This window comes from Ectothiorhodospira sp. 9100, assembly GCF_022227565.1.
Taxonomy (GTDB): Bacteria; Pseudomonadota; Gammaproteobacteria; order Ectothiorhodospirales; family Ectothiorhodospiraceae; genus Ectothiorhodospira; species Ectothiorhodospira marina.
Genome location: NZ_JAJNAN010000013.1, coordinates 23,029 through 42,796, shown reverse-complemented (window position 1 = coordinate 42,796; position 19,768 = coordinate 23,029). Strand labels below are relative to the sequence as shown.

At 65.4% G+C, this 19,768-nt stretch carries 20 protein-coding genes; 6 read left to right on the top strand and 14 right to left on the bottom strand.

The window, feature by feature from the left end; translation table 11 throughout:
- Nucleotides 1–14: 14 nt before the first annotated feature.
- Complete coding sequence (locus LPW29_RS06120) at nucleotides 15–602, bottom strand: LysM peptidoglycan-binding domain-containing protein (RefSeq protein ID WP_238627288.1); 588 nt, start codon at nucleotides 600–602, stop codon at nucleotides 15–17.
- Nucleotides 603–707: 105 nt separating this feature from the next.
- Nucleotides 708–1,043, bottom strand: coding sequence for a DUF4398 domain-containing protein (locus LPW29_RS06115; protein ID WP_238627287.1), 336 nt, complete (start codon nucleotides 1,041–1,043; stop codon nucleotides 708–710).
- 139 nt (nucleotides 1,044–1,182) lie between these two features.
- Between LPW29_RS06115 and wrbA the strand changes: the two genes are divergently transcribed.
- Nucleotides 1,183–1,809, top strand: a complete 627-nt coding sequence (wrbA, locus tag LPW29_RS06110; protein WP_090252972.1) for an NAD(P)H:quinone oxidoreductase — start codon at nucleotides 1,183–1,185, stop codon at nucleotides 1,807–1,809.
- Between the two features lie 10 nt (nucleotides 1,810–1,819).
- The gene (locus tag LPW29_RS06105) at nucleotides 1,820–2,167 is read left to right on the top strand and encodes a DUF2069 domain-containing protein (RefSeq protein ID WP_238627306.1); all 348 of its coding nucleotides are present in this window, start codon (nucleotides 1,820–1,822) and stop codon (nucleotides 2,165–2,167) included.
- Here LPW29_RS06105 and hda read toward each other — a convergent pair.
- Genes hda through LPW29_RS06090 form a run of 3 tightly spaced genes read right to left on the bottom strand, consistent with a single transcriptional unit; the run spans nucleotide 2,164 to nucleotide 4,509 of the window.
- On the bottom strand, nucleotides 2,164–2,871 hold the full coding sequence (hda, locus tag LPW29_RS06100; protein WP_090252967.1) for a DnaA regulatory inactivator Hda: 708 nt from the start codon (nucleotides 2,869–2,871) through the stop codon (nucleotides 2,164–2,166). The genes LPW29_RS06105 and hda overlap by 4 nt on opposite strands.
- A gap of 4 nt (nucleotides 2,872–2,875) precedes the next feature.
- Entirely contained in the window at nucleotides 2,876–3,445 is a 570-nt protein-coding gene (locus tag LPW29_RS06095; protein ID WP_238627286.1) for a CDP-alcohol phosphatidyltransferase family protein, read from the bottom strand.
- A complete protein-coding gene (locus LPW29_RS06090; RefSeq protein ID WP_177169890.1) occupies nucleotides 3,442–4,509 on the bottom strand; it encodes a DUF2066 domain-containing protein in 1,068 nt (355 codons plus the stop codon). The genes LPW29_RS06095 and LPW29_RS06090 overlap by 4 nt, the downstream gene beginning before the upstream one ends.
- A gap of 200 nt (nucleotides 4,510–4,709) precedes the next feature.
- Here LPW29_RS06090 and purM point away from each other — a divergent pair, with 200 nt between their 5' ends.
- From purM to LPW29_RS06070, 4 genes are read left to right on the top strand one after another with little or no spacing between them, the layout of a single operon-like run.
- On the top strand, nucleotides 4,710–5,765 hold the full coding sequence (gene purM, locus LPW29_RS06085; RefSeq protein ID WP_238627285.1) for a phosphoribosylformylglycinamidine cyclo-ligase: 1,056 nt from the start codon (nucleotides 4,710–4,712) through the stop codon (nucleotides 5,763–5,765).
- Entirely contained in the window at nucleotides 5,765–6,436 is a 672-nt protein-coding gene (gene purN / locus LPW29_RS06080; protein WP_238627284.1) for a phosphoribosylglycinamide formyltransferase, read from the top strand. The genes purM and purN overlap by 1 nt, the downstream gene beginning before the upstream one ends.
- A 34-nt stretch (nucleotides 6,437–6,470) precedes the next feature.
- Nucleotides 6,471–7,208, top strand: a complete 738-nt coding sequence (locus tag LPW29_RS06075; RefSeq protein ID WP_238627283.1) for a DUF3108 domain-containing protein — start codon at nucleotides 6,471–6,473, stop codon at nucleotides 7,206–7,208.
- Between the two features lie 23 nt (nucleotides 7,209–7,231).
- Entirely contained in the window at nucleotides 7,232–8,656 is a 1,425-nt protein-coding gene (locus tag LPW29_RS06070) for a dihydrolipoyl dehydrogenase family protein (protein WP_238627282.1), read from the top strand.
- Between the two features lie 18 nt (nucleotides 8,657–8,674).
- Here LPW29_RS06070 and pmbA read toward each other — a convergent pair whose 3' ends face one another.
- The 9 genes from pmbA to rsfS all read right to left on the bottom strand — a co-directional run bounded on the left by pmbA (nucleotide 8,675) and on the right by rsfS (nucleotide 19,767).
- Nucleotides 8,675–10,021, bottom strand: a complete 1,347-nt coding sequence (pmbA, locus tag LPW29_RS06065; RefSeq protein ID WP_238627281.1) for a metalloprotease PmbA — start codon at nucleotides 10,019–10,021, stop codon at nucleotides 8,675–8,677.
- A gap of 84 nt (nucleotides 10,022–10,105) precedes the next feature.
- On the bottom strand, nucleotides 10,106–11,551 hold the full coding sequence (tldD, locus tag LPW29_RS06060) for a metalloprotease TldD (RefSeq protein WP_238627280.1): 1,446 nt from the start codon (nucleotides 11,549–11,551) through the stop codon (nucleotides 10,106–10,108).
- A 142-nt stretch (nucleotides 11,552–11,693) separates the two neighbouring features.
- Nucleotides 11,694–12,518 (bottom strand): carbon-nitrogen hydrolase family protein, encoded by an 825-nt coding sequence (locus tag LPW29_RS06055; protein WP_338018679.1) that lies wholly within the window; start codon nucleotides 12,516–12,518, stop codon nucleotides 11,694–11,696.
- 18 nt (nucleotides 12,519–12,536) lie between these two features.
- Nucleotides 12,537–12,884 (bottom strand): hypothetical protein, encoded by a 348-nt coding sequence (locus LPW29_RS06050; RefSeq protein ID WP_238627279.1) that lies wholly within the window; start codon nucleotides 12,882–12,884, stop codon nucleotides 12,537–12,539.
- 44 nt (nucleotides 12,885–12,928) lie between these two features.
- Nucleotides 12,929–16,747: a YhdP family protein gene (locus tag LPW29_RS06045; protein ID WP_238627278.1), complete on the bottom strand. Its 3,819-nt coding sequence runs from the start codon at nucleotides 16,745–16,747 to the stop codon at nucleotides 12,929–12,931.
- Between the two features lie 41 nt (nucleotides 16,748–16,788).
- On the bottom strand, nucleotides 16,789–18,267 hold the full coding sequence (rng, locus tag LPW29_RS06040) for a ribonuclease G (protein ID WP_238627277.1): 1,479 nt from the start codon (nucleotides 18,265–18,267) through the stop codon (nucleotides 16,789–16,791).
- 77 nt (nucleotides 18,268–18,344) lie between these two features.
- Entirely contained in the window at nucleotides 18,345–18,893 is a 549-nt protein-coding gene (locus LPW29_RS06035) for a Maf family protein (protein WP_238627276.1), read from the bottom strand.
- A gap of 13 nt (nucleotides 18,894–18,906) precedes the next feature.
- On the bottom strand, nucleotides 18,907–19,377 hold the full coding sequence (gene rlmH / locus LPW29_RS06030) for a 23S rRNA (pseudouridine(1915)-N(3))-methyltransferase RlmH (protein ID WP_238627275.1): 471 nt from the start codon (nucleotides 19,375–19,377) through the stop codon (nucleotides 18,907–18,909).
- Between the two features lie 3 nt (nucleotides 19,378–19,380).
- The gene (gene rsfS / locus LPW29_RS06025) at nucleotides 19,381–19,767 is read right to left on the bottom strand and encodes a ribosome silencing factor (protein WP_090252934.1); all 387 of its coding nucleotides are present in this window, start codon (nucleotides 19,765–19,767) and stop codon (nucleotides 19,381–19,383) included.
- Nucleotide 19,768 lies beyond the last annotated feature (1 nt).

Genomic DNA, 19,768 nt, shown 5'->3' with positions numbered 1-19,768 from the left:
GGCCCTGGTGGGGATCACTGCCGGGCAGACAGCCCATACTGGTCCAGATAGCGCCCGTCCGAGCGCTCCACCGGACCCACCTGCCAGGCACCCCGTGTACGGGCATGCCGTACAGCGTCATCCACATCCGCCGAGGCAGGATCCCGTTCGATGCGCAGCTGCTGACCGGGGTAGATCAGGTCAGCGTCGCGGATCCTGTCCACATTGGCACGATAGATCAGCGGCCACTGGTAGGGATTGCCGTACACGGAACTCTTGCCCGAGATCTTCCAGAGACTGTCACCCCGTTGCACACCATAGGACATGAAACTGGGCTCGGACTCCGGCTCCGGCATGGGCTCGGCCGGGGGCGGCGCCGGTTCGGGTTCGGGCGCAGGCTCCGAAGCACGCGCGAACAAGTGCGGATCGCAGTGCTCGCTGGCCCGCGCCTCGGTCCAGTAAGGGGTGCGCCAGCATTCGCCCGAGGCGTTGGTTACATATTCGCCGCTCGCATCAACCAGATAGGCTGTGCCCACGGGCGTCTCCGACACGGTGGCACAACCCGACAGCAATGCGACAGACGCGACCCCCGCCAACAGTATCGTATTCTTTTTGGTTTTCACGGCGACAGACTCCCTTTTGAATCCTGAGAAGCGAGCACAGGGTCAATTCCCCATTACCACCGAGTTTAGACGATCCCGCGATGCAAGGCGAACGTCGCCGAAGGGTCAGTCCCCGGACTGAATCCGTGCTTCAATGGCCAGACGCTTGGCCTCCTTGGCCTTATAGCGCGCCGACCGGTACTCACCCTGCTGGAGTCGGGTTTCGGCCTGCTCCAGCAATTCACGGGAACGCTGGTAGGTCTCGCCCGCCCGGTCCGGTGCCTGGGCTTCCTCGGCGGCCCGCAGGGCCTGCCGGGCATCGCTCATCTCCTGAACGGGCGGCGTCGTGGCACAGCCGGACAACATCAGCAAACCGCCCATGAACAGGCCCAGGGCGTATAATGTGCCTCGACGTCGACCGGCGGGGCGGAGAAGGAAAGGCAGGGTGCGATGTGAATTCACGATGGCTTCGGGGGCTCCCGTGACGGATTTACAGACCCTAGCACCAGGAAAGAAAATCGTCAAGACAACAATCACCTACAGACAAAACCTTTGATGACTGTTTAAATACTGTTCATCCCAAGGCCCAGCAGGAGTGAGCATGACACTCAATCCCCAGGCAGAGATTCTTGTCGTCTATTACAGCCGTTACGGCGCCACCGCCACAATGGCGCGTCACGTGGCACGCGGCGTTGAAGAGGTGGGTGGTTGCACGGCTCGACTGCGCACCCTTCCTCCAGTATCCGCCACTTGCGAGGCGGTGGAGGACGCCATCCCGGCGGACGGTCCACCCTACGCAACCATGGAAGACCTGAAAGCATGCGACGGCGCAGCCTTTGGCACGCCCACGCGCTTTGGCAACATGGCTGCACCCCTGAAGTATTTTCTTGACCAGACCAGTAACCTCTGGTTCGCCGGGAATCTGGCGGGCAAGCCCGCGGGAGTATTCACCTCAACCGCCACACAGCATGGCGGCCAGGAGTCCACGCTGCTGAGCATGATCACCCCGTTGCTGCATCACGGCATGCTCATCGTCGGCGTACCCTATACGGAATCCGCCCTGACCGAGACCACCTCTGGCGGAACCCCCTATGGCCCCAGTCATGTGGCAGGCCCCAAGGGAGACAACCCCCTGACCGAACACGAAAGGGTACTCTGTCATGCCCTGGGCCGCCGCCTGGCCCGCACAGCCCTTGCCCTCAAGCAGGGCAGCGACCCAAAGGGATAACGTCGTGTCGATGCGCAACTACCGGATATTGACCCTGGGTGGGTTCTTTGGATTGCTGGCGCTGATCCTGATCGCCACCACCTGGGCCTCTCCTCCCGAGGATTTCCCCCGCTCCCTGCTCCTGCTGCTGTTGGGCGGCCCACTGCTGACCCCCTTGCGAGGACTGCTGCACGGGCGCACCCAGGCCCACATCTGGGGCAGCCTGCTGGCCCTGCCCTATGTGGTGATCGGTGTGGCCATGGCCACAACAGGAAGCCATCAGGCTTACGGACTGCTGATGCTGGTACTGAGCCTGGTGTTTTTTGCCGGATGCCTCGGCTATGTAAAGACTGCCCGGGGCGAGACCCGAAAACCTTAGTCCCGCTGAAGCACCTTGCGCACGAAAGGCAGCGTGATCTTGCGTTTGTCCCGGAGCGAGGCCTTGTCCAGACGGTCCAGAAGCCCCATCAGGGAGGTCAGATCACGACGCTGATGGCGCAGCAGATAGTCGCAGGCATCCGGGGGCAAATCGAATCCCCGGCGACGCGCCCGGCGCGCCAGCACCTCACGTTTGTGGGCATCGCTGAGTTCGTGGAGCTGAAACACCGGCCCCCAGAGCAGCCGCGAACGCAGATCCGGCAGGGCCACGGACAACGACTGAGGGGCCGTGCGTGAGGCCAGCAGCAGGCGGGTGCCGGCATCACGCTGACGGTTGATGAAGTCGAACAGGGCCCGTTCGAAATCCGCCGCCCGCGGCATCCGATCCAGTTCATCCAGGGCGATGAGATCCAGCCCTTCCCAACCATCCAGGACCTCGGGACCGCTGTCCGCCAACAACTGCATGGGCAGGTAGGCAATTCGCCCCCCTGACCGGGAGACATGGTGGCAGGCCGCCTCCAGCAGGTGAGTCTTGCCGCAGCCGGCATCACCGAAAAGATAGACCTGAGGCTCACCCGTCCCCTGGGCGACCGCACGCACCGCCTCCGGGCCCAGGGGATGGTCTCCGGAATGAAAGACATCGAAGGTGGCGCCATCACGCAGGGCCACATCCAGGGTCAGTTGCTGGGTTGGTTTTTGGGTCATGAGGTCATCGCGGGGGGTCGACGGTGGCACGGCCGTGATGGAAGGCCTTGCGCGCCCAGGCCACCACATAGGCCAGGCCGCTACTGACCGTGGTGAGCAGCACCAGCACCAGCAATCCCTCCAGATACCAGGCCGGCAGGGAGAACACCCCTGCGCTCACGATGACCGAGAGCACCAGCACGATCTGCATGAAGGTGTTCACCTTGCTGATGAACAGCGGCTGCATCTCCAGGCTGCGCGTCACCGCCCGGAAGGCCAGGGCGCCGCTGAGGATGATCACCTCCCGGGCCACCACCAGGACCACCAGCCACCAGGGCAGCAGCCCCGTCCAGGCCACGGTGAAGTAGGTGCTCACCACCAGCACCTTATCCGCCAGCGGATCCAGGTATCCGCCCAGCCGGGTATACCAGCCGTAACGGCGCACGAGCCAGCCATCAAGGGCATCGGACAGGCCGGCCAGGAGCAGCAACCCAAGGACCAGCCCGTAGGCTTCCGCCAGCAGCGCCCAGATGATGGGCACTGTCAGGGCAATGCGCAGCAACGTAATCGTGTTGGGAAGTTGGCGCAGGCTCACCGAATCAACCTGAAACCAAGAACCGGGTCGGCCTCTTGGTCGTCATTGTTCAAGGACGTGGGCGTGAGGGTGCCGCCCAGTCGTGCGGCCCGTTCAATGTCTCTGGCCTCGCCACGCACCTGCACCAGAAACAAGGCGCGATCCGCATCCAGTCCCCGGGGCTGCACACGGCTCACCGGGGCCATCTCCGAGAGGTGTCGACCCACACGCAGGTAGTCGGACAGGGAGCTCACCCCTGCCACCGACACCATCACGCCATCCTGGTCCTGCTGCAAACCCGTGACCACCATCTGCCGGCTCAGGCTGTTCGCCACCTGGTCCACACCCTGGCGCATGAGACCTGTCAGACCCTCATCACGCATCTCCCAGGAAGGGTCGGAATCATCCGCATGCAACTGAAAGCGCCCCTCCCAGCCCCCGTCGCTCTCGCGAATGCGCACCACGAGCATGCCGTCAGGGCTGTAGCGGGCGGACGCCTCGCGCAGGACATCCTCGAAGCCACCCAGCACATCGGCAGGGCCGACGCGTGCCTGGTCTTCCATGTCCAGCAGGGGGAAGATCAACGGCAGGCCACGCTCGCGGGCCACCCGCTCCATGGCGCGGCGCGCTTCACCGGCATCCTGATCGCCCACCAGCCGTCGCTCGCCATCACCCTGCAGCAACATCCAGACCAGCAGCGCCGGCCTGTCCTGCCCCCAGACCGGCAGGCCACTGTCACGCAGGAATTGCTCCAGGGGGGCGGTATCAAAGCGTACCCAGAGGGTATCATCGCCATCCGGCTGTTCCCGGTAACGGTATTGGCGAACATGACGGGGGGCCTGCTCCAGAAACTCTGCCACGCGCTCATCCTCCGCCAGGGCACGGTCTCCGGTGAGCTTGACCACCACTTGACTCAAGGCCCTGGAGAAGGCCTCGGCACGCTCGGGACGATCGCGGGACTCCACCGGCACCTGGGCCTCGTCGAGGCCAGCCGGAGGCAACGCCGCCGCGGCCGGGGCTCCGGCCAGGACGGCCAGCGCCAGAACCACGGATAGGAACGGCCGAAACTGAACAGCTGATTTCATGGCACCGGGACTAGGGCTAGGGGTGTCTGGGTGGCTAAAATACCATAACTGCCCGGCCCGCCGCCTCGGTTTACAGCAACACCCGGCGTCGCTAACATCACAGCCCCCGTCAGCACCCGGCAGGCACCGGTTCGCGACCCGATTGCCGGCCCTGCCCCGCCAAGCGCCGGCCGGCATCCATCCATTCAAGGACATGCATCATGGCCCAGAACGACAAACCACCCACCCAGGGCATCCGTTATCAGGATGCCGGCGTCAACATCGACGCAGGCAACGCCCTGGTGGAGCGCATCAAGCCCCATGCCCAACGCACCCGACGCCCAGGGGTGATGACCGGCCTGGGCAGCTTTGGCGCCCTGTTCGAGCTTCCCTGGCAGGATTACCGGGAGCCGGTGCTGGTCTCCGGCACGGATGGCGTGGGCACCAAGCTGAAGCTGGCCCAGCAACTGGGACGCCATGACAGCATTGGCATTGACCTGGTCGGCATGTGCGTCAACGACATCATCGTCCAGGGGGCCGAGCCCCTGTTCTTTCTGGACTACTATGCCACCGGCGCCCTGGACGTGGACACCGCCGCCGATGTGGTCAAGGGCATTGCCGACGGCTGCGCCCTGGCAGGCTGCGCCCTGGTGGGCGGGGAAACCGCCGAGATGCCGGGCATGTATGGTGATGGTGAATACGATCTGGCCGGCTTTGCCGTGGGCATCGTGGAAAAATCCCGTCTGATCGACGGCAGCCGGGTAGCCTCCGGAGACATCCTGCTGGGCCTTGAGGCCTCCGGCCCCCATTCCAACGGCTATTCCCTGATCCGGCGCCTGATCGAGCTGACCGACGCGGATCTGGATGCCCCCTGCGGCGAGGTGACCCTGGGTGAGGCCCTGATGGCGCCCACGCGGATCTACGTCAAACCCCTGCTGGCCCTGCTGAAGGCCCAGCCGGTGCATGCCCTGGCCCACATCACCGGCGGCGGCCTGCTGGAGAATCTGCCACGGGTGATGCCCGAGGGCACCCTTGCCCGGGTGAACCCGGATGCCTGGCCAAGACCGGCCGTGTTCGACTGGCTGCGTCAGGCCGGCGGCGTGGAGGAACGGGAGATGCTGCGCACCTTCAACTGCGGCATCGGCATGGTGGTGGTCTTACCACCCGAGGCGGTGGATGCCGCCCAGGACCTCCTGGGGGCCGAGGGCATCAACAGCTGGCGCCTGGGTGAGATTGCCCCGGCCGAGGGTGAGCCGTGCGTGGAGCTGGTGCGCTGATGCCCGCGGATGCACAACCGGGCATCGTGGTGCTCATCTCCGGTTCGGGCACCAACCTGCAGGCCCTGATCGATGCCGCGGGCGATGGCCGCATCCCCGGACGCATCCGCGCCGTCATCAGCAACCGTCCCGACGTGGCCGGCCTTGAGCGCGCTGCACGGGCGGGGATTCACCATGAAGTCATCAATCATCGGGATTATGATAGCCGGGAGGCCTTTGATGCGGCCCTGATGACCGGCATCGACGCCCACGGACCGGACCTGGTGGTATTGGCCGGGTTCATGCGCGTACTCACCCCGGACTTTGTGGGTCATTACGCTGGCTGGCTGATGAACATCCACCCTTCCCTGCTGCCTGCCTATCGAGGCTTGCACACCCATGAACGGGCGCTTGAAGACGGTGTCGAACATCACGGTTGCAGCATCCATTTCGTCAACACCGAACTGGACGGTGGTCCGGTCATCATCCAGGCCCGGGTACCGGTGCTGGCGGATGACACACCCGATACCCTGGCCGACCGCGTGCAGCAACAGGAACACCGCATTTATCCCCAGGTGGTGCGCTGGTTCTGCCAGGGGCGGCTGACACTCGCAGACGGACAGGTATGGCTTGATGAAAAACCCTTGCACAGCCCTCTCCAGGTGGAGGCGGACACGCCACTGGATTCCTGACCGGGCGCAAGGTGGCGCGCCGCCCGGCACACGCGTGCACCGGCCAGCCTGGCCGCTGGCCATGGCGCTGGGCCTGACGCTGATACTGGCATGCCTGCCCGTGGCAGCCCAGTCGATGCCCTTCGTCCCGCCTTCCTACACCGCCGAATACGAGGCCCAGAAACTGGGCCTCTCGGTGGTCGGGCACATCACCCTGACCCGCGAGGGGCAGTTCCTCCGCTACCGGGCACGCCTGCGGCCCACTGGCGTGCTCTCCTGGGTGCGCAGCGATGAGATCATCGAGCAGAGCATCATGCGCCTGACACCTCAGGGGCTGCGCAGCGAGGAATACCTCTACAGCCATACCGGCGGCAGTCGCGAGCGGTTGACGGAGAGCCGTTTCGACTGGGAGGCCTACCAGGTGACCGGCGTCCACAACGGCAAGCCCTTCGAACTGGATCTGCCCCCGGAGGCGGTGGACCGTTTCGCCCTGCAACTGGCCATGATCAATAAACTGCGCCAGGGCGAGAAGGCCTTTAGCCAGACCATTGTGGACCGTCACCGCGTGCGCACCTATCACTTTACCGTGGGTGAGCCACGCAGTATCACCACACCCATGGGGACGATGGAAGCGATCCCCGTGATCCGGGAGATCAAGGATCGGGACACCACCGTCAGCACCTGGTTCGCGCCCCGCATGAACTACCTGCCAGTACGCCTGGAGCAGGAGCAAAACGGGGACAAGGTGGTTCTCAACATCCGCTCCCTGGAGTGGCACGACACCCCTCTTTAACCCCCGACCCACCGGGAGCCCCCATGCCAGACAAGACACCCAAGGCCGTTGACCTGGCAGTGATTGGATCCGGACCCGGTGGCTATCGGGCGGCGGTGCTGGGTGCCCTGCGGGGATTGTCGGTGGTCATCATCGAAAAGGCCGAGTGGGGGGGGTGTTGCCTCAATCGCGGCTGCGTTCCCAAGAAGGCCTGGTACCACACCGCCCGCCTCGTGGCATCCCAATCCCGCTTCGCCGACCGGGGGCTGGAGGGCAGGCTCAGTGCCCGAATGGACCAGGCCTGGATCCACCAGCGCTCTGTGGTGGAACGCATCCGGAACAGCTACCAGGATTACCTGCATCACCTGAAGGTTGCCACGCTGACGGGGCATGCGCGTTTTCAGGATTCCCACACGCTGGTCGTGGCGACACAGGACGACGAACACACCGTCGCCGCCCGGCATATCATCATCGCCACCGGTGCCCATAGCCACGTTCCCGCCCCCTTCAAGGCCGTGCCGGGCCGGGTGCTCACCAGCGACATGCTGTTCGACGCGCCGCCGCCCCCCGGTGACCGTGTTGCCATGATCGGCAGTGGGGTAGTGGCCACGGAATTCGCTTTCATCTTCAGTCAAATGGGCAAGGAGGTCACCTGGCTGGCCCGATCAGCCATGCTCCGACGCCTGAACTTCAGCCGCCCGGCCCTGAGTGCCCTGCGGGATGCGCTCTCGGCTCGGGGGGTGACATTGCAAAGCGGTGTGACCTTCGACTCCGTGGAGGTCCACGATGATGGGGTCACCCTGGGCCTTGCGGGTGACGAGACGGTGACGGTGGACTGGGTCTGCCTCGGCACGGGGCGGATACCCCACACCGAGGGGCTGGCCCTGGAGGCCGCCGGGGTGGAGACGGATGAGGCGGGCTTTGTGCGGCGCGACGGACATCTGCGCACCACGGCCGATACCGTGTATGCCATCGGCGATGTGGCCAGCCACTGGATGACGGCCAATCATGCCCTGTCCGATGCCACGGTGGCCATCCAGAACATCCTCACGGGCAATACCCGTCAGCAGGACGCCGGGCAGGTGCCCGTGGTGGTCTACAGCGCCCTGGAACTGGCCCGCCTGGGCCTGGACGAGGACACCGCGGAGGATGCCGGCCACGAACCCGCGGTGGGATTCGCCGCCTTCGAGACATCTCCCTGTGCCCTGGGCCAGGATGATACGGCGGGATTTGTCCGGCTCATCGCCGACATGGACACGGCCGCCCTGCTGGGCGGCGAGATCACGGGCGCCCAGGCGGGGGAATTGATCCATCTGCTGTCCCTGGCCCCGGACCGTGAGACGGCCCTGGCCTGGATTGCCCGTGGCCGCTTCAACCACCCGGCCCGGGCCGAGGAGGTGCTCAACGCGGTGGAGACCCTGGCCGGCAAGTGGGGCCTGAGAGAGTCGATCTTCGGTACCGGGGTTTGACCCGGGGATGAAAGGGGCCTATTCCCCCGCCACGGTCAGGCCGTCAATGAGCAGTGAGCCGGTACGCACGTTGCCGCGCAGGTCCATGTCCGAACCCACTGCCCGCAAGTTGTGGAACATGTCCTTGAGGTTGCCGGCCACGGTGATCTCCTCCACCGGATACTGGATCTCCCCATTCTCCACCCAGAAACCGGCTGCGCCCCGAGAATAGTCGCCGGTGACCATGTTGACGCCATGGCCAATAAGCTCCGTCACCAGCAGGCCCGTGCCCATCTCCCGAAGCAACTGCTCGAAATCCATGGGCCCCGGATCGATGGTCAGATTGCGCAGCCCCCCTGCGTTACCGGTGCTCTGCATGCCCAGCTTGCGGGCCGCGTAGGTGTCCAGGGCATAGGACTCCAGCCGTCCGCCGCTGACCAGATCCCGGGCCTGGGTCGCCACGCCCTCGTTGTCGAAGGGCGCACTGCCCAGGGCCCGGAGGATGTGCGGCTGCTCGTGGATGTGCACGAATTCAGGGAAGATCGGCTCGCCCAGTTGATCCACCAGGAACGAGGCCTTGCGATACAGGGTACTGCCCCGGATGGCGCCGATGAAATGACCGAGCACCGAACGGGCCACATCCGGGGAATACAGCACCGGACAGCGCCGGGTCGACAGGCGACGCCCTCCCAGGCGCCGCAGGGCCCGGTCAGCGGCCTCCACACCCACGGCCTCGGCCGCCTCCAGGGCATCCCGGTGACGAGCCACCGTGTACCAGTAGTCGCGCTGCATGTTGCCGGCGTCATCACCGGCCAGCACCGAACAACTCAGGGCATGCCGGGTGGTGGCATACCCACCCACGAAGCCGTGCGTATTGCCGTACACCGCAGTGCCGCGAAAGCTGTTGATCCCGGCCCCCTCGGAATTGACAATGCGGGCATCCCGCTCCCGGGCGGCCGCCTCACAGGCGCGGGCAATGTCAATGCCTTCATCGGCGGTCAGCCCCCAGGGATGATCCAGGTCCAGGGCGGGGTAGTCCCGCGCCATCAGTGCCGCATCGGCCAGCCCGGCGCACGGGTCCTCGGCCGTGTAACGGGCGATGCGGCAGGCGGCCTCAGCCGCCTCGCGGAGCGACGCGGGCTTGAGATCGGACGTGCTGGCCGTGCCCTTGCGCTGCCCCATGTAGACGGTCACGGCAATGCCCTGATCCTTGTGATACTCAAGGGTTTCCACCTCACCCAGGCGCACATTCACCGCCAGCCCGGCATCCTGGCTGGCGCCCGCCTCGGCGGAGGTGGCGCCGGCGCGACGGGCCTCGTCCAACACCTGGCCAACGATGGCTTCCAGATCTTTCTCGTCCAGGGCCGGGGTGGTTGTTTCCGACATGGGGGCTCCTTTGTGGGGTAAGTGCATGACTGCCAGGGAATGCGCCAGGGACGGTGGGTGCCGATCCGGCATGGAAATGAACGATCAGTGGCTGGTGCCACCCACCGTGAGGCCGTCCACCCGCAAGGTGGGCTGACCCACCCCCACCGGGACGCTTTGGCCCTCCTTGCCGCAGGTACCCACGCCGGTGTCCAGATCCAGATCATTGCCCACCATGGACACCCGGGTGAGTACATCGGGACCATTACCGATCAGGGTGGCACCTTTCACCGGCCGGGTCACCTTGCCACCCTCGATAAGATAAGCCTCCGAGGCGGAGAACACGAACTTGCCGGAAGTGATGTCCACCTGCCCGCCACCAAAGTTGACGGCATACAGCCCCTTGTCCACGGAGGCGATGATCTCTCCCGGATCGTGGGGTCCGGCCAGCATATAGGTGTTGGTCATGCGCGGCATGGGCAGGTGAGCGTAGGACTCACGGCGCCCGTTGCCCGTGGGCGCAAGTCCCATGAGACGGGCATTCAGGCGATCCTGCATGAAACACTTGAGGACACCATCCTCGATCAGCGTGGTGGACTGGGTGGGCGTGCCCTCATCATCCACGTTCAACGATCCGCGACGTCCCTCCAGAGTGCCATCGTCCACGACCGTCACCCCGGGGGCGGCCACCCGTTGCCCCATGCGTCCGCTGAAGGCCGAGGTCCCCTTGCGGTTGAAGTCACCCTCCAGGCCGTGGCCGATGGCCTCGTGCAGCAGCACACCAGGCCAGCCCGAGCCCAGCACCACCGTCATGGTCCCAGCGGGGGCATCCACCGCGTCCAGGTTCAGCAGGGCCTGACGGGCGGCCTCGCGGGCGTAGCCCAGGCCACGTTCCTTTTCCAGGAAGAAGCCATAGCCGGTGCGACCCCCGCCCCCGCTGGAGCCCTGTTCACGGCGCCCTTCCCGATCCTCGGCAATCACATGCACATTCATGCGCACCAGGGGCCGGATGTCGGCTGCCAGGGTGCCTTCGGTATTGAGCACCATGACCATCTCGTGGACGCCGGCGAGGCTGACCACCACCTGACTGATGCGCGGATCCTGTCCGCGGGCCTCGGCATCCAGAGCCTGAAGCAGTTCGATCTTGGCCTGCTCGTCCAGGGTGCCCAGAGGGTCCACCGGCAGGTACAGACGATGCGCCGGCGCGGCACGTCGCACCGGTACGCTGCCATCTTGATGGTCACGCCCGATGGCCCGGGCGGTCATGGCCGCCTCCATCAGCGAGGTCGGCGCGATCTCATCGGTGTAGGCAAACCCGGTCTTGTCGCCAATGAGGGCACGCACCCCCACGCCCTGCTCAATGTTGTACCCCCCCTCCTTGACGATGCCGTCTTCCAGCACCCAGGACTCGTGCCGGGCCAGTTGAAAGTACAGATCGCCGCCATCCAGCCCGGGACCGGCCAGGGTGCCCAGCACCCGGTCCAGATCCGAATCGGTCAGGCCGGAGGGATCAAGCAGATGCTGACGTGCGGTTTCCAGTGTCTGGGTCATGTAAGGGGCCTTCCGGGTTTGGGATCGCTGACAACACATCCCGGGCACGGTGCCGGGCATGGAGCCAGTGTTGGGGGGCTGAGTCCGTAATTCAAGCCCGAAGGCCCTGGGGTTTTTATGCCCGCCGGGCCTTCGGCCAATCTCAGGTCAGGTCGCAGGACAAGCGCCGATGATAGACCGAGGGGAAGCTGCGGCGGATGACCTTCTGGCGTTCCGGATCCAGCCGGCCACACACCACACCGGATCCCCGGGGCAGGCGGTCCAGCACATTGCCCCAGGGATCCACCACCATGCTGTCGCCGTGGGTCTCGCGACCGTTCACGTGGTATCCCCCCTGGGCGGCGGCCACCACGTAGACCTGGTTCTCGATGGCACGGGCCCGCACCAGAGGCTCCCAGTGGGCACGCCCCGTCACGGCAGTGAAGGCCGCTGGCAGGGCAATGATCTCGGCGCCCCGGTCCAGCAGCCCGCGAAAGAGCTCCGGAAAGCGCAGGTCGTAGCACACCGCAAGGCCGAGCACCCCGAAAGGCGTCTCCACCACCACCACCTGATCACCACTGGCGATGGTGTCGGATTCCTCGTAGTGTTCCTCGTTGTCCGGCAGACGCACATCGAACAGGTGGATCTTATCGTAACGACCGACCCGTTGCCCCTGATCGTCATACACAAGGCAACTGGCGTAAATCTTCCCCGGGTCGGGGCACTTCAGGGGCACGGTGCCCCCCACCAGCCAAATACCATGCTGACGGGCCTGCTCGGCCAGAAAGTCCTGGATGGGGCCCTGACCTTCCGCCTCGCGAACCTCCACCTTGTCGATCTCGTTCATGCCCATCAGGGCAAAATTCTCCGGTAGCACCACCAGGCCGGCCCCTGACTGGGCAGCCACGGTGATCAGGCGTCGCGTTTCCTGCAGATTGGCGGTCAGGTTGGTACCCGAGGCCATTTGAATGGCGGCGGCAATCGTCACGTTGAGTCCCTTGGGTGTTCAGGGTGATGGATTGAGGGTGAGTTCGATGTGTGCGTCCAGATCATCCGTGGGGGCCTGCTGGATGTGCTCGGAGGGCACGCCCAGGGCCACCAGCCAGTCCTGCAGTTCCGCCACCCAGAGATGCCCCTGCTCACCCGCAGGATGACGCAGCACGATGTGACCGCCACGACTGGACTCGTAGCGGGACAGGATGCTGCGCAGCGCGGGCTCGGACACCAGGGATCCCGCATCGCGGGGACGGGACCAGGTATCGGCACTCATGGAGTAAACGGGCTCGCCGGCCATGGCCAGCATGGGCGCGGCCAGGAGGTACGGGATCAGCGCCCTGCAGAGGTTCGGCAACATGACGGTACTATAGCAATACTCAGATGAAATTGACGAACAGCCACCTACTCCCCACCCCGCGCCACGCCCTCCACAAGAGGGCTGGACCAGGGGCCGGTCACGCGGTATTCCACCCGGGAGGCCTCGTCGATGTGCTCACCCACGCCCGCCACCCGATCAAAGACGAATACCGCCAGGCCCGCCACTGGCCCACCCAGCAGGGCCCCCGCCAGAGGCAGGGCACCGCGTACACTGGGGGTGACCACGATGGTCTGGTCATAATCCCGATCCACCAACCCGGTACGTCCCTGGATACGGATGCGGGCAGCGGGGCCCTCGATGCGCAGATCCGGAGTATGTACATTGCCCCCGGACAGCCGGAAGCTACCGACGAGCTCATCGAAGACAAAGCCCCGCTGGAAAAAATCACGGAAGTCGAGAGCCAGGCGCCGTGGCAGCAAGTTGAGACTGAACAGGCCCAGCAGGCGTCCCGCGCCAGGTTCCAGTTCAATGAGGCGGCCATCCCTTACCCGCAGATCACCCGCGCCCTCCAGCGCAGCCAGATCAAAGCGATCAGGGGCCTCGGGCCACTCCAGGATGGCTTCTACCCGCGCCCGTCCGCCACTGAAGGCATGATTGAAACCCAGATCGGTGAGGCCACGGCCCAGATCGTCACTGTCCAGTCTGAGCTCCAGCCGGGTGTGATGCTGACCCGCTTCATCCACAGTCCAATGGCCCTGCATCCGGCCCCGCAACTGATCCCCCGCCGTAACCGCCCGGCCCTCCCGGATCAGCAGCCCGTCGCGGGTGGGTTCGGTCACCAGCCTCACCGGGCCAAAGCGTCGCCCCTCAAGGGCCACGGTGCCCAGGCTCACGTCCAGCGGCGGCAATCGACGTGGGTCCATCGGGGCCCGTGGCCCTTGCCCCGTATCACCGGGACTGAGTTGATCCAGATCCAGCAGGTCCAGTTCCATGACCAGGGGTGTTCCATCATCGGGTGTCACCGGGATCAGCACCTGGCCCAGCACCAGCGGTGAGGCCAGTTGCAGATCCCAGTGACCGGCGTTCCGTCGGGCATGGAGATCCACATCCCGGGTCTGGCGACCACCGGCCAGGCTGACCGTTCCCAGGTGCAGATCCACTTCCTTGAGCGCCCCCCCCGCACCATCCAGAGTGGCCGCCTCCAGGTCAGAGACCAGCGTCCACCAGTCGTCCACATCCACCTGGTCCAGCCGACCCACCACCCGAAACCCCTCACTCGGCAACAGGGCCGCCCCACGGCCCATACGCAACTCGCCCGTCATCGCGCCGGACTCATCAACCCCTGACTCATCAACCAGGGAGACAACGGCCTGGATCCCCCCGTCAAGGTATGCCCGGAGGGGACGGCCGGCGGCTCCCAGGGGAATCTCCACTTCCAGGGGGCGGCTGGATGAACGGGGCTTGTCAAAGGGCGCTGGCAGGCTTGAGGCCACCCCCACCAGGTCGGAGGCCAAACGCAGGCTGGGCAGGCTCTCCGGGGGGATGTGCAGGTGGGCCCGCCAGAGGGAGGCCCCTTCCAGCCGGGAGACCACTGCCTGGGGAAGGGCCTCGCCAAGCAGGGCACGAATCGACTGCATTCCTTCGGCCTCGGCCTGCAGTTCACCATTGGCGAAGCGATCCAGCCTCAGGGTCACAAGGACATCATTGAATCGGGCCGAGAGATCCTGGGCCTGCACGGTCCGTTCCGTGAAATCCACCTGCCCCCGGATGGACTCCAGGGCCAGGTCGCGCCCCTCCAGGGCCAGGCGGTTGCCCTGGAGGGTGAACACACCCTCCACTTGATCGGGACGCTCCATGGCATCTCGCCCCTGCAGGGGAATGTCCAGCTGCAGGTCCAGTTGCCCCTCGCCCTCGACCTGCAGCTGGGCAAGCCAGGTTTCCAGACCCTTGCCCAGCGGGCTTGTCGAGACGTAGCGAAGATAATCCACGAGCCGCCCCTGGAGCCCACCCTCGATGTCGAGGCGCGGGCTGCGAAGGTCTTCGATCCGCACCCGGGCATTGGTGACACGCGCATTGGACAGACGCCCCCGAACAGCGCGCGCCTCCATGCCTTGATTGTCAAAGATCAGCTCGCCGGAGAAGTCCTCGAACCGTGGCCAGCCCTCCTGGTAATTCAGGATGCCGTCCTCAAGGCGTGCCCGCACCAGGAACCGCCCCTCCTGATCCCGGAAGGGAAAGGCGGCAAAGGGACCACGAAACAGCAGGCTGCCGGAGACCACACGCCCCTCCACCACGGCCCGGCTCACCCAGTTGTCCACATCCCCGGGCAGGATGCCCCGCGGCAGATAATGTGCCAGGCGGGCACCGTTATCCTCGCTGAATGCCAAAGCCAGGTCCATGCCCGGCGCCTGGCCCAGGGTCACCTGGCCCCTGGCCCGGGTCTGGATATCCTCGTTGGCCAGGAGCAGATCCTGCGTGCCCAGCACCAGGCCCTCGGGCCCCTGTTGCCAGTGGATCGTGCCTTGAGCAGTATCCGCCCACAGGGGATGGTCAAACAGATCCGGCAGGGTCAGTTCCAACCCCGGGCTGTCCACCCACAGTTCACCCTCCTCACCCGTGAAGGCAAAGCCACCCTCCAGCCCACGCAGCCCGGGCACAGCACCATGGGGAGAGAGGCCCACCCCCCGGAAATGCCCATCTGCATGCAGGTTTGGTGGGGCATCGGTGGGCAGCTGCAGGTTGAGGGTCACCTGATGCACCGTGCCCCTGGGAGCCAGAGCGGACACGGCGTCCTGCCAGGCATGCTCCAGAACCCGCTGGTGCGCCCACAAGGGCGCGATATCATCCAGACGCAGATAGTCGATATGACCCTGCAGTTGGCGGCCCCCATCCTCCTTCCGATAGCGCAGCTCGAACCCGCCCTCCGGCCAACTCAGCCCCTGGCGCTCTAGCTGAACATCGCTGCCCCGCAAGCGCCAGCCGGTCTGCTCCCGTTCCCACAGCAGGCGTCCGGCCACATGCTCCAGGCCGGCGGGCACCCCTTCGCTGCCCTCCCCGACCGCCAGTTCAAGTTCACGTCCTTCCAGTTCCACATGAACCTGCTCCACCCGGCCCCGGTCCCAGGTGAGCCACAGCCGGGTACCCATACGGCCCGACGCCAGCCCCAGGCGCTGGCTCGCCTCTCTGGGCAGGCCCTGAACCTGCAGATCCTGGGCCTGAAGGTAGGCCCGCCCGCGCCATTGATCCCGCTTCTCGGACAGGCGCAGGTCCATGCCCACGCGCAGGGCATGCCCCAACTGGGCAGGCAGGAAGACATCGCCCGCCAGCCGCAGCCGATTGGCCTCCAGGGCCACGGCCAGGTTCAGGTCATCAAACTGGTAATCGATCCCCAGGGTGCGATCTTCCCAGCGCAGGCGACTGTCGACGAGGTTGAAACGGCGCCCGGCCAGGAGTTCGGTGAGATCAGTGGGTGCCGCCGACGGCGTGGCCTCATCGGCGGGGGCGGCCCCCTGGACCCGGACACGGCCGGAGGCATCCCGCAGCACATGCACATCGGCATCCCGCACCCGCACCCGACCGAAGGCGGGTTCGCCCCGCCACAGGCTGGCGAATGGGTTCACATCCAGTTGCAGGCCGCCCACTTCCAGCAGTGCCGCGGGCTGTTCAGGGGCCTGGATGCGCACATCGACCAGGCTGACCCGGGCAGAGACCAGGCGCCAGCGGATGTCCAGTTCGCCCACGGTCACCGGGTGGCCCGCCAGTTCGGAGAGTTCCGCTTCCAGGCGCGCTTCCAGCCCCGGCAGGCGGGGAACCATCAGCCGCAGGGCCAGGGTCAACGCAGCCAGCAGAACGACAGTGACGACGGCAACCCGGATGGAGAACTCGAGAATCCTGGCGGACAAGTGATCTGCCTCGGGGCTAGAGGGTCATGTCGTGGCCCCGGTCAAAGCAGAACCACATCGAACTGCTCTTGGGTGTACAGGCTCTCCACCTGGAAACGGATGGGGATGCCGATGAATTCCTGCAACTGCGCCACGCTGGCGGATTCCTCGTCCAGCAGCAGATCCACCACTGCCTGAGAGGCCAGCACCAGCAACTCGCGGGCATCGAACTGTCGTGCCTCGCGCAGGATCTCGCGAAACATCTCGTAGCAGACGGTCTCGGCGGACTTCACGTAACCCCGACCGCTACAGGTGGGACAGGATTCACACAGTTGGTGTTCCAGACTCTCGCGGGTACGCTTGCGGGTCATCTCCACCAGGCCCAGGGGAGAGACGTCACAGATCTGGCTCTTGGCGTAATCCTTTTCCATGGCCTTTTCCAGGGAGCGCAGCACCTGGCGCTTATGCTCGTCCTGAGTCATGTCGATAAAATCGACAATGATGATGCCCCCCAGGTTGCGCAGCCGCAGTTGCCGGGCGATGGCGTGGGCCGCCTCCAGATTCGTCTTGAAGATGGTCTCCTCCAGGTTGCGATGACCCACGAAGGCGCCGGTATTGATGTCGATGGTGGTCATGGCCTCGGTCTGATCGAAGATCAGATAGCCCCCGGATTTCAGTTCCACCTTGCGCTCCAGGGCCTTCTGGATCTCCCCTTCCACGTTGTAGAGATCAAAGATGGGGCGTTCTCCGGGGTAGTGCTCGATACGGTCCACCAGTTCGGGCACATATTCCCGGGCGAAGTCGCTCACTCGCTGCACGGTCTCCCGGGAGTCGATGCGAATCTTCTCCAGATCCACACCCACCATGTCCCGGAGGATGCGCAAGGTGAGGGGCAGGTCTGCATAGACCTCGGAGCCGGCCTTGGCCGCCCGGGCGGATTGCTGGATGGTCTGCCAGAGCTTTTCCAGGAAGATCACATCGTTTTTCAGCGCCTCCACGGCAGCGGCCTCGGCAGCGGTGCGCACGATGAAGCCGTAGGAGGTCTGTACCTCTGCCTGCAGGGCCTCCAGGGTGGTCTTGAGCCGCGCGCGCTCGGCATCCGCCTCGATACGGGTGGAAATACCGATCGTGGTATTGCCGGGCATCAGCACCAGATAGCGGGACGGCACGGTGATGTACGTGGTCAGACGTGCCCCTTTCGAACCCAGGGGATCCTTGATCACCTGCACCAGGATGTCCTGCCCTTCGCGCAGCAGCCGTTGGATGGGCTCGCTGCGCTCGGTCTCCTCGCGAGGCAGTTCCTCGCGCTCCACCGGCGCCACGTCCGAGGCATGCAGAAAGGCGGCGCGTTCCAGACCGATATCCACGAAGGCGGCGTCCATCCCCGGCAGGACACGACTCACCCGGCCCTTGTAGATATTGCCCACCAGACCGCGCCGGCGGGCGCGCTCCATGTTCAGCTCCATCAACACGCCATTTTCCACCAGGGCCACGCGGGTCTCCTGGGGTGTGACATTCATGAGAATTTCCGTGCCCATCATTCTTCGGTGCCTTGGTTCTGGATGTCTGGGCGCCCGGGCGGGCAGACCCCGCTACACAATACAGGATGCCGAGGGATTCAGTCCCCGGACAGCAAGGCCCCGGTCTCGAACAGCGGCAGGCCCACCACGCCACTGTAACTGCCCTCGATGTGTTCCACGAACAGGGCGCCCTGGCCCTGGATGCCATAGGCCCCGGCCTTGTCCACCGGTTCGCCACTGGCCCAGTAGGTCTCCCGCTCGCGCGCCGACAGGGCCTTGAAGCGCACACAGGTCACACTCAGAGCATCCCGGACCTGCCCTTCCTGGATCAGGGCCACGGCGGAATATACCGTGTGGGTCCGCCCGGAGAGACGATCCAGCATGGCCAGGGCATGCTCCCGGTCCCGGGGCTTACCGAGGATATCACCGTCGATGCTGACCACCGTATCGGCTCCCAGCACCGGGCGTCCATCGGCGATCCGCGCTCCCGCCAGGGCCTTGGCCCGGGCCATGCGCCGGGCAAAGTCGTCAGGGGCCTCACCCGGGTGAGGGGTTTCATCCACATCCACGGGGCGCACCTCATGGCAGACCCCGATCTGGTCCAGCAGTTCACGACGACGGGGCGAGGCGGAGGCAAGGATCAGCATGGCTGGAGACGACTCATTCGCGGTGATAGGGGTGCCCGCGCAATAGCGACCAGGCCCGGTAGATCTGTTCGGCCAGGATCACCCGTACCAGCGGGTGTGGAAAGGTCAGCGGGGAAAGCGACCAGGTTAAATCAGCCCGTGCCCGACAGGCGGGCGAAAGGCCGTCGGCGCCCCCCACCAACAGACAGACATCCCGGCCCGACTGCATCCAGTCATCCAGCCGGCTCGAGAGGGCAGCGGTCTCCAGGCCACGACCGTGTTCATCCAGGGCCACCACCCAGGCGTCCCGGGGCACGGCGGCCAGCAGGGACTCGCCCTCCTGCTCCCGCAGGCGCTCCACGGGCACGTTGCGCCCCCGGCGCGGCGCGGCGATCTCGCGCAGTTCCAGGCGGCATTCGGCGGGCAGGCGCTGGGCGTAGGTCCGGTAGGCCTCGTTCACCCACCCGGGCATGCGGTGGCCAATGGCCAGCAGGTGAATGCGCACGACCTAGCGGCGCAGGCGCCGGATGGCCGCCTCGGGGGAGTCCTCGTCGACCTCGGGCCGGGCCTGCTCGTCAGTGAGCCAGAGCTTTTCCAGGTTGTAGAAATCACGTACCTGAGGAAGCATGACATGCACCACAACGTCGTTCAGGTCCACGAGCACCCATTCGGCATCCTGCTCGCCTTCCGAGCCCAGCGGCATGACGCCGGCCTCCTTGGTCTTGCGCAGGACATTCTCGGCCAGGGACTTCACATGGCGATTGGAACTCCCGGTGGCAATGACCATGGTATCGGTGATGGAGGTCTTACCGCGCACGTCGATCACCTTGAGGTCCTGGGCCTTCATGTCTTCCAGGGCATGGGTGACGATTTGCGTCAGGGTTTCTGTCTGCATC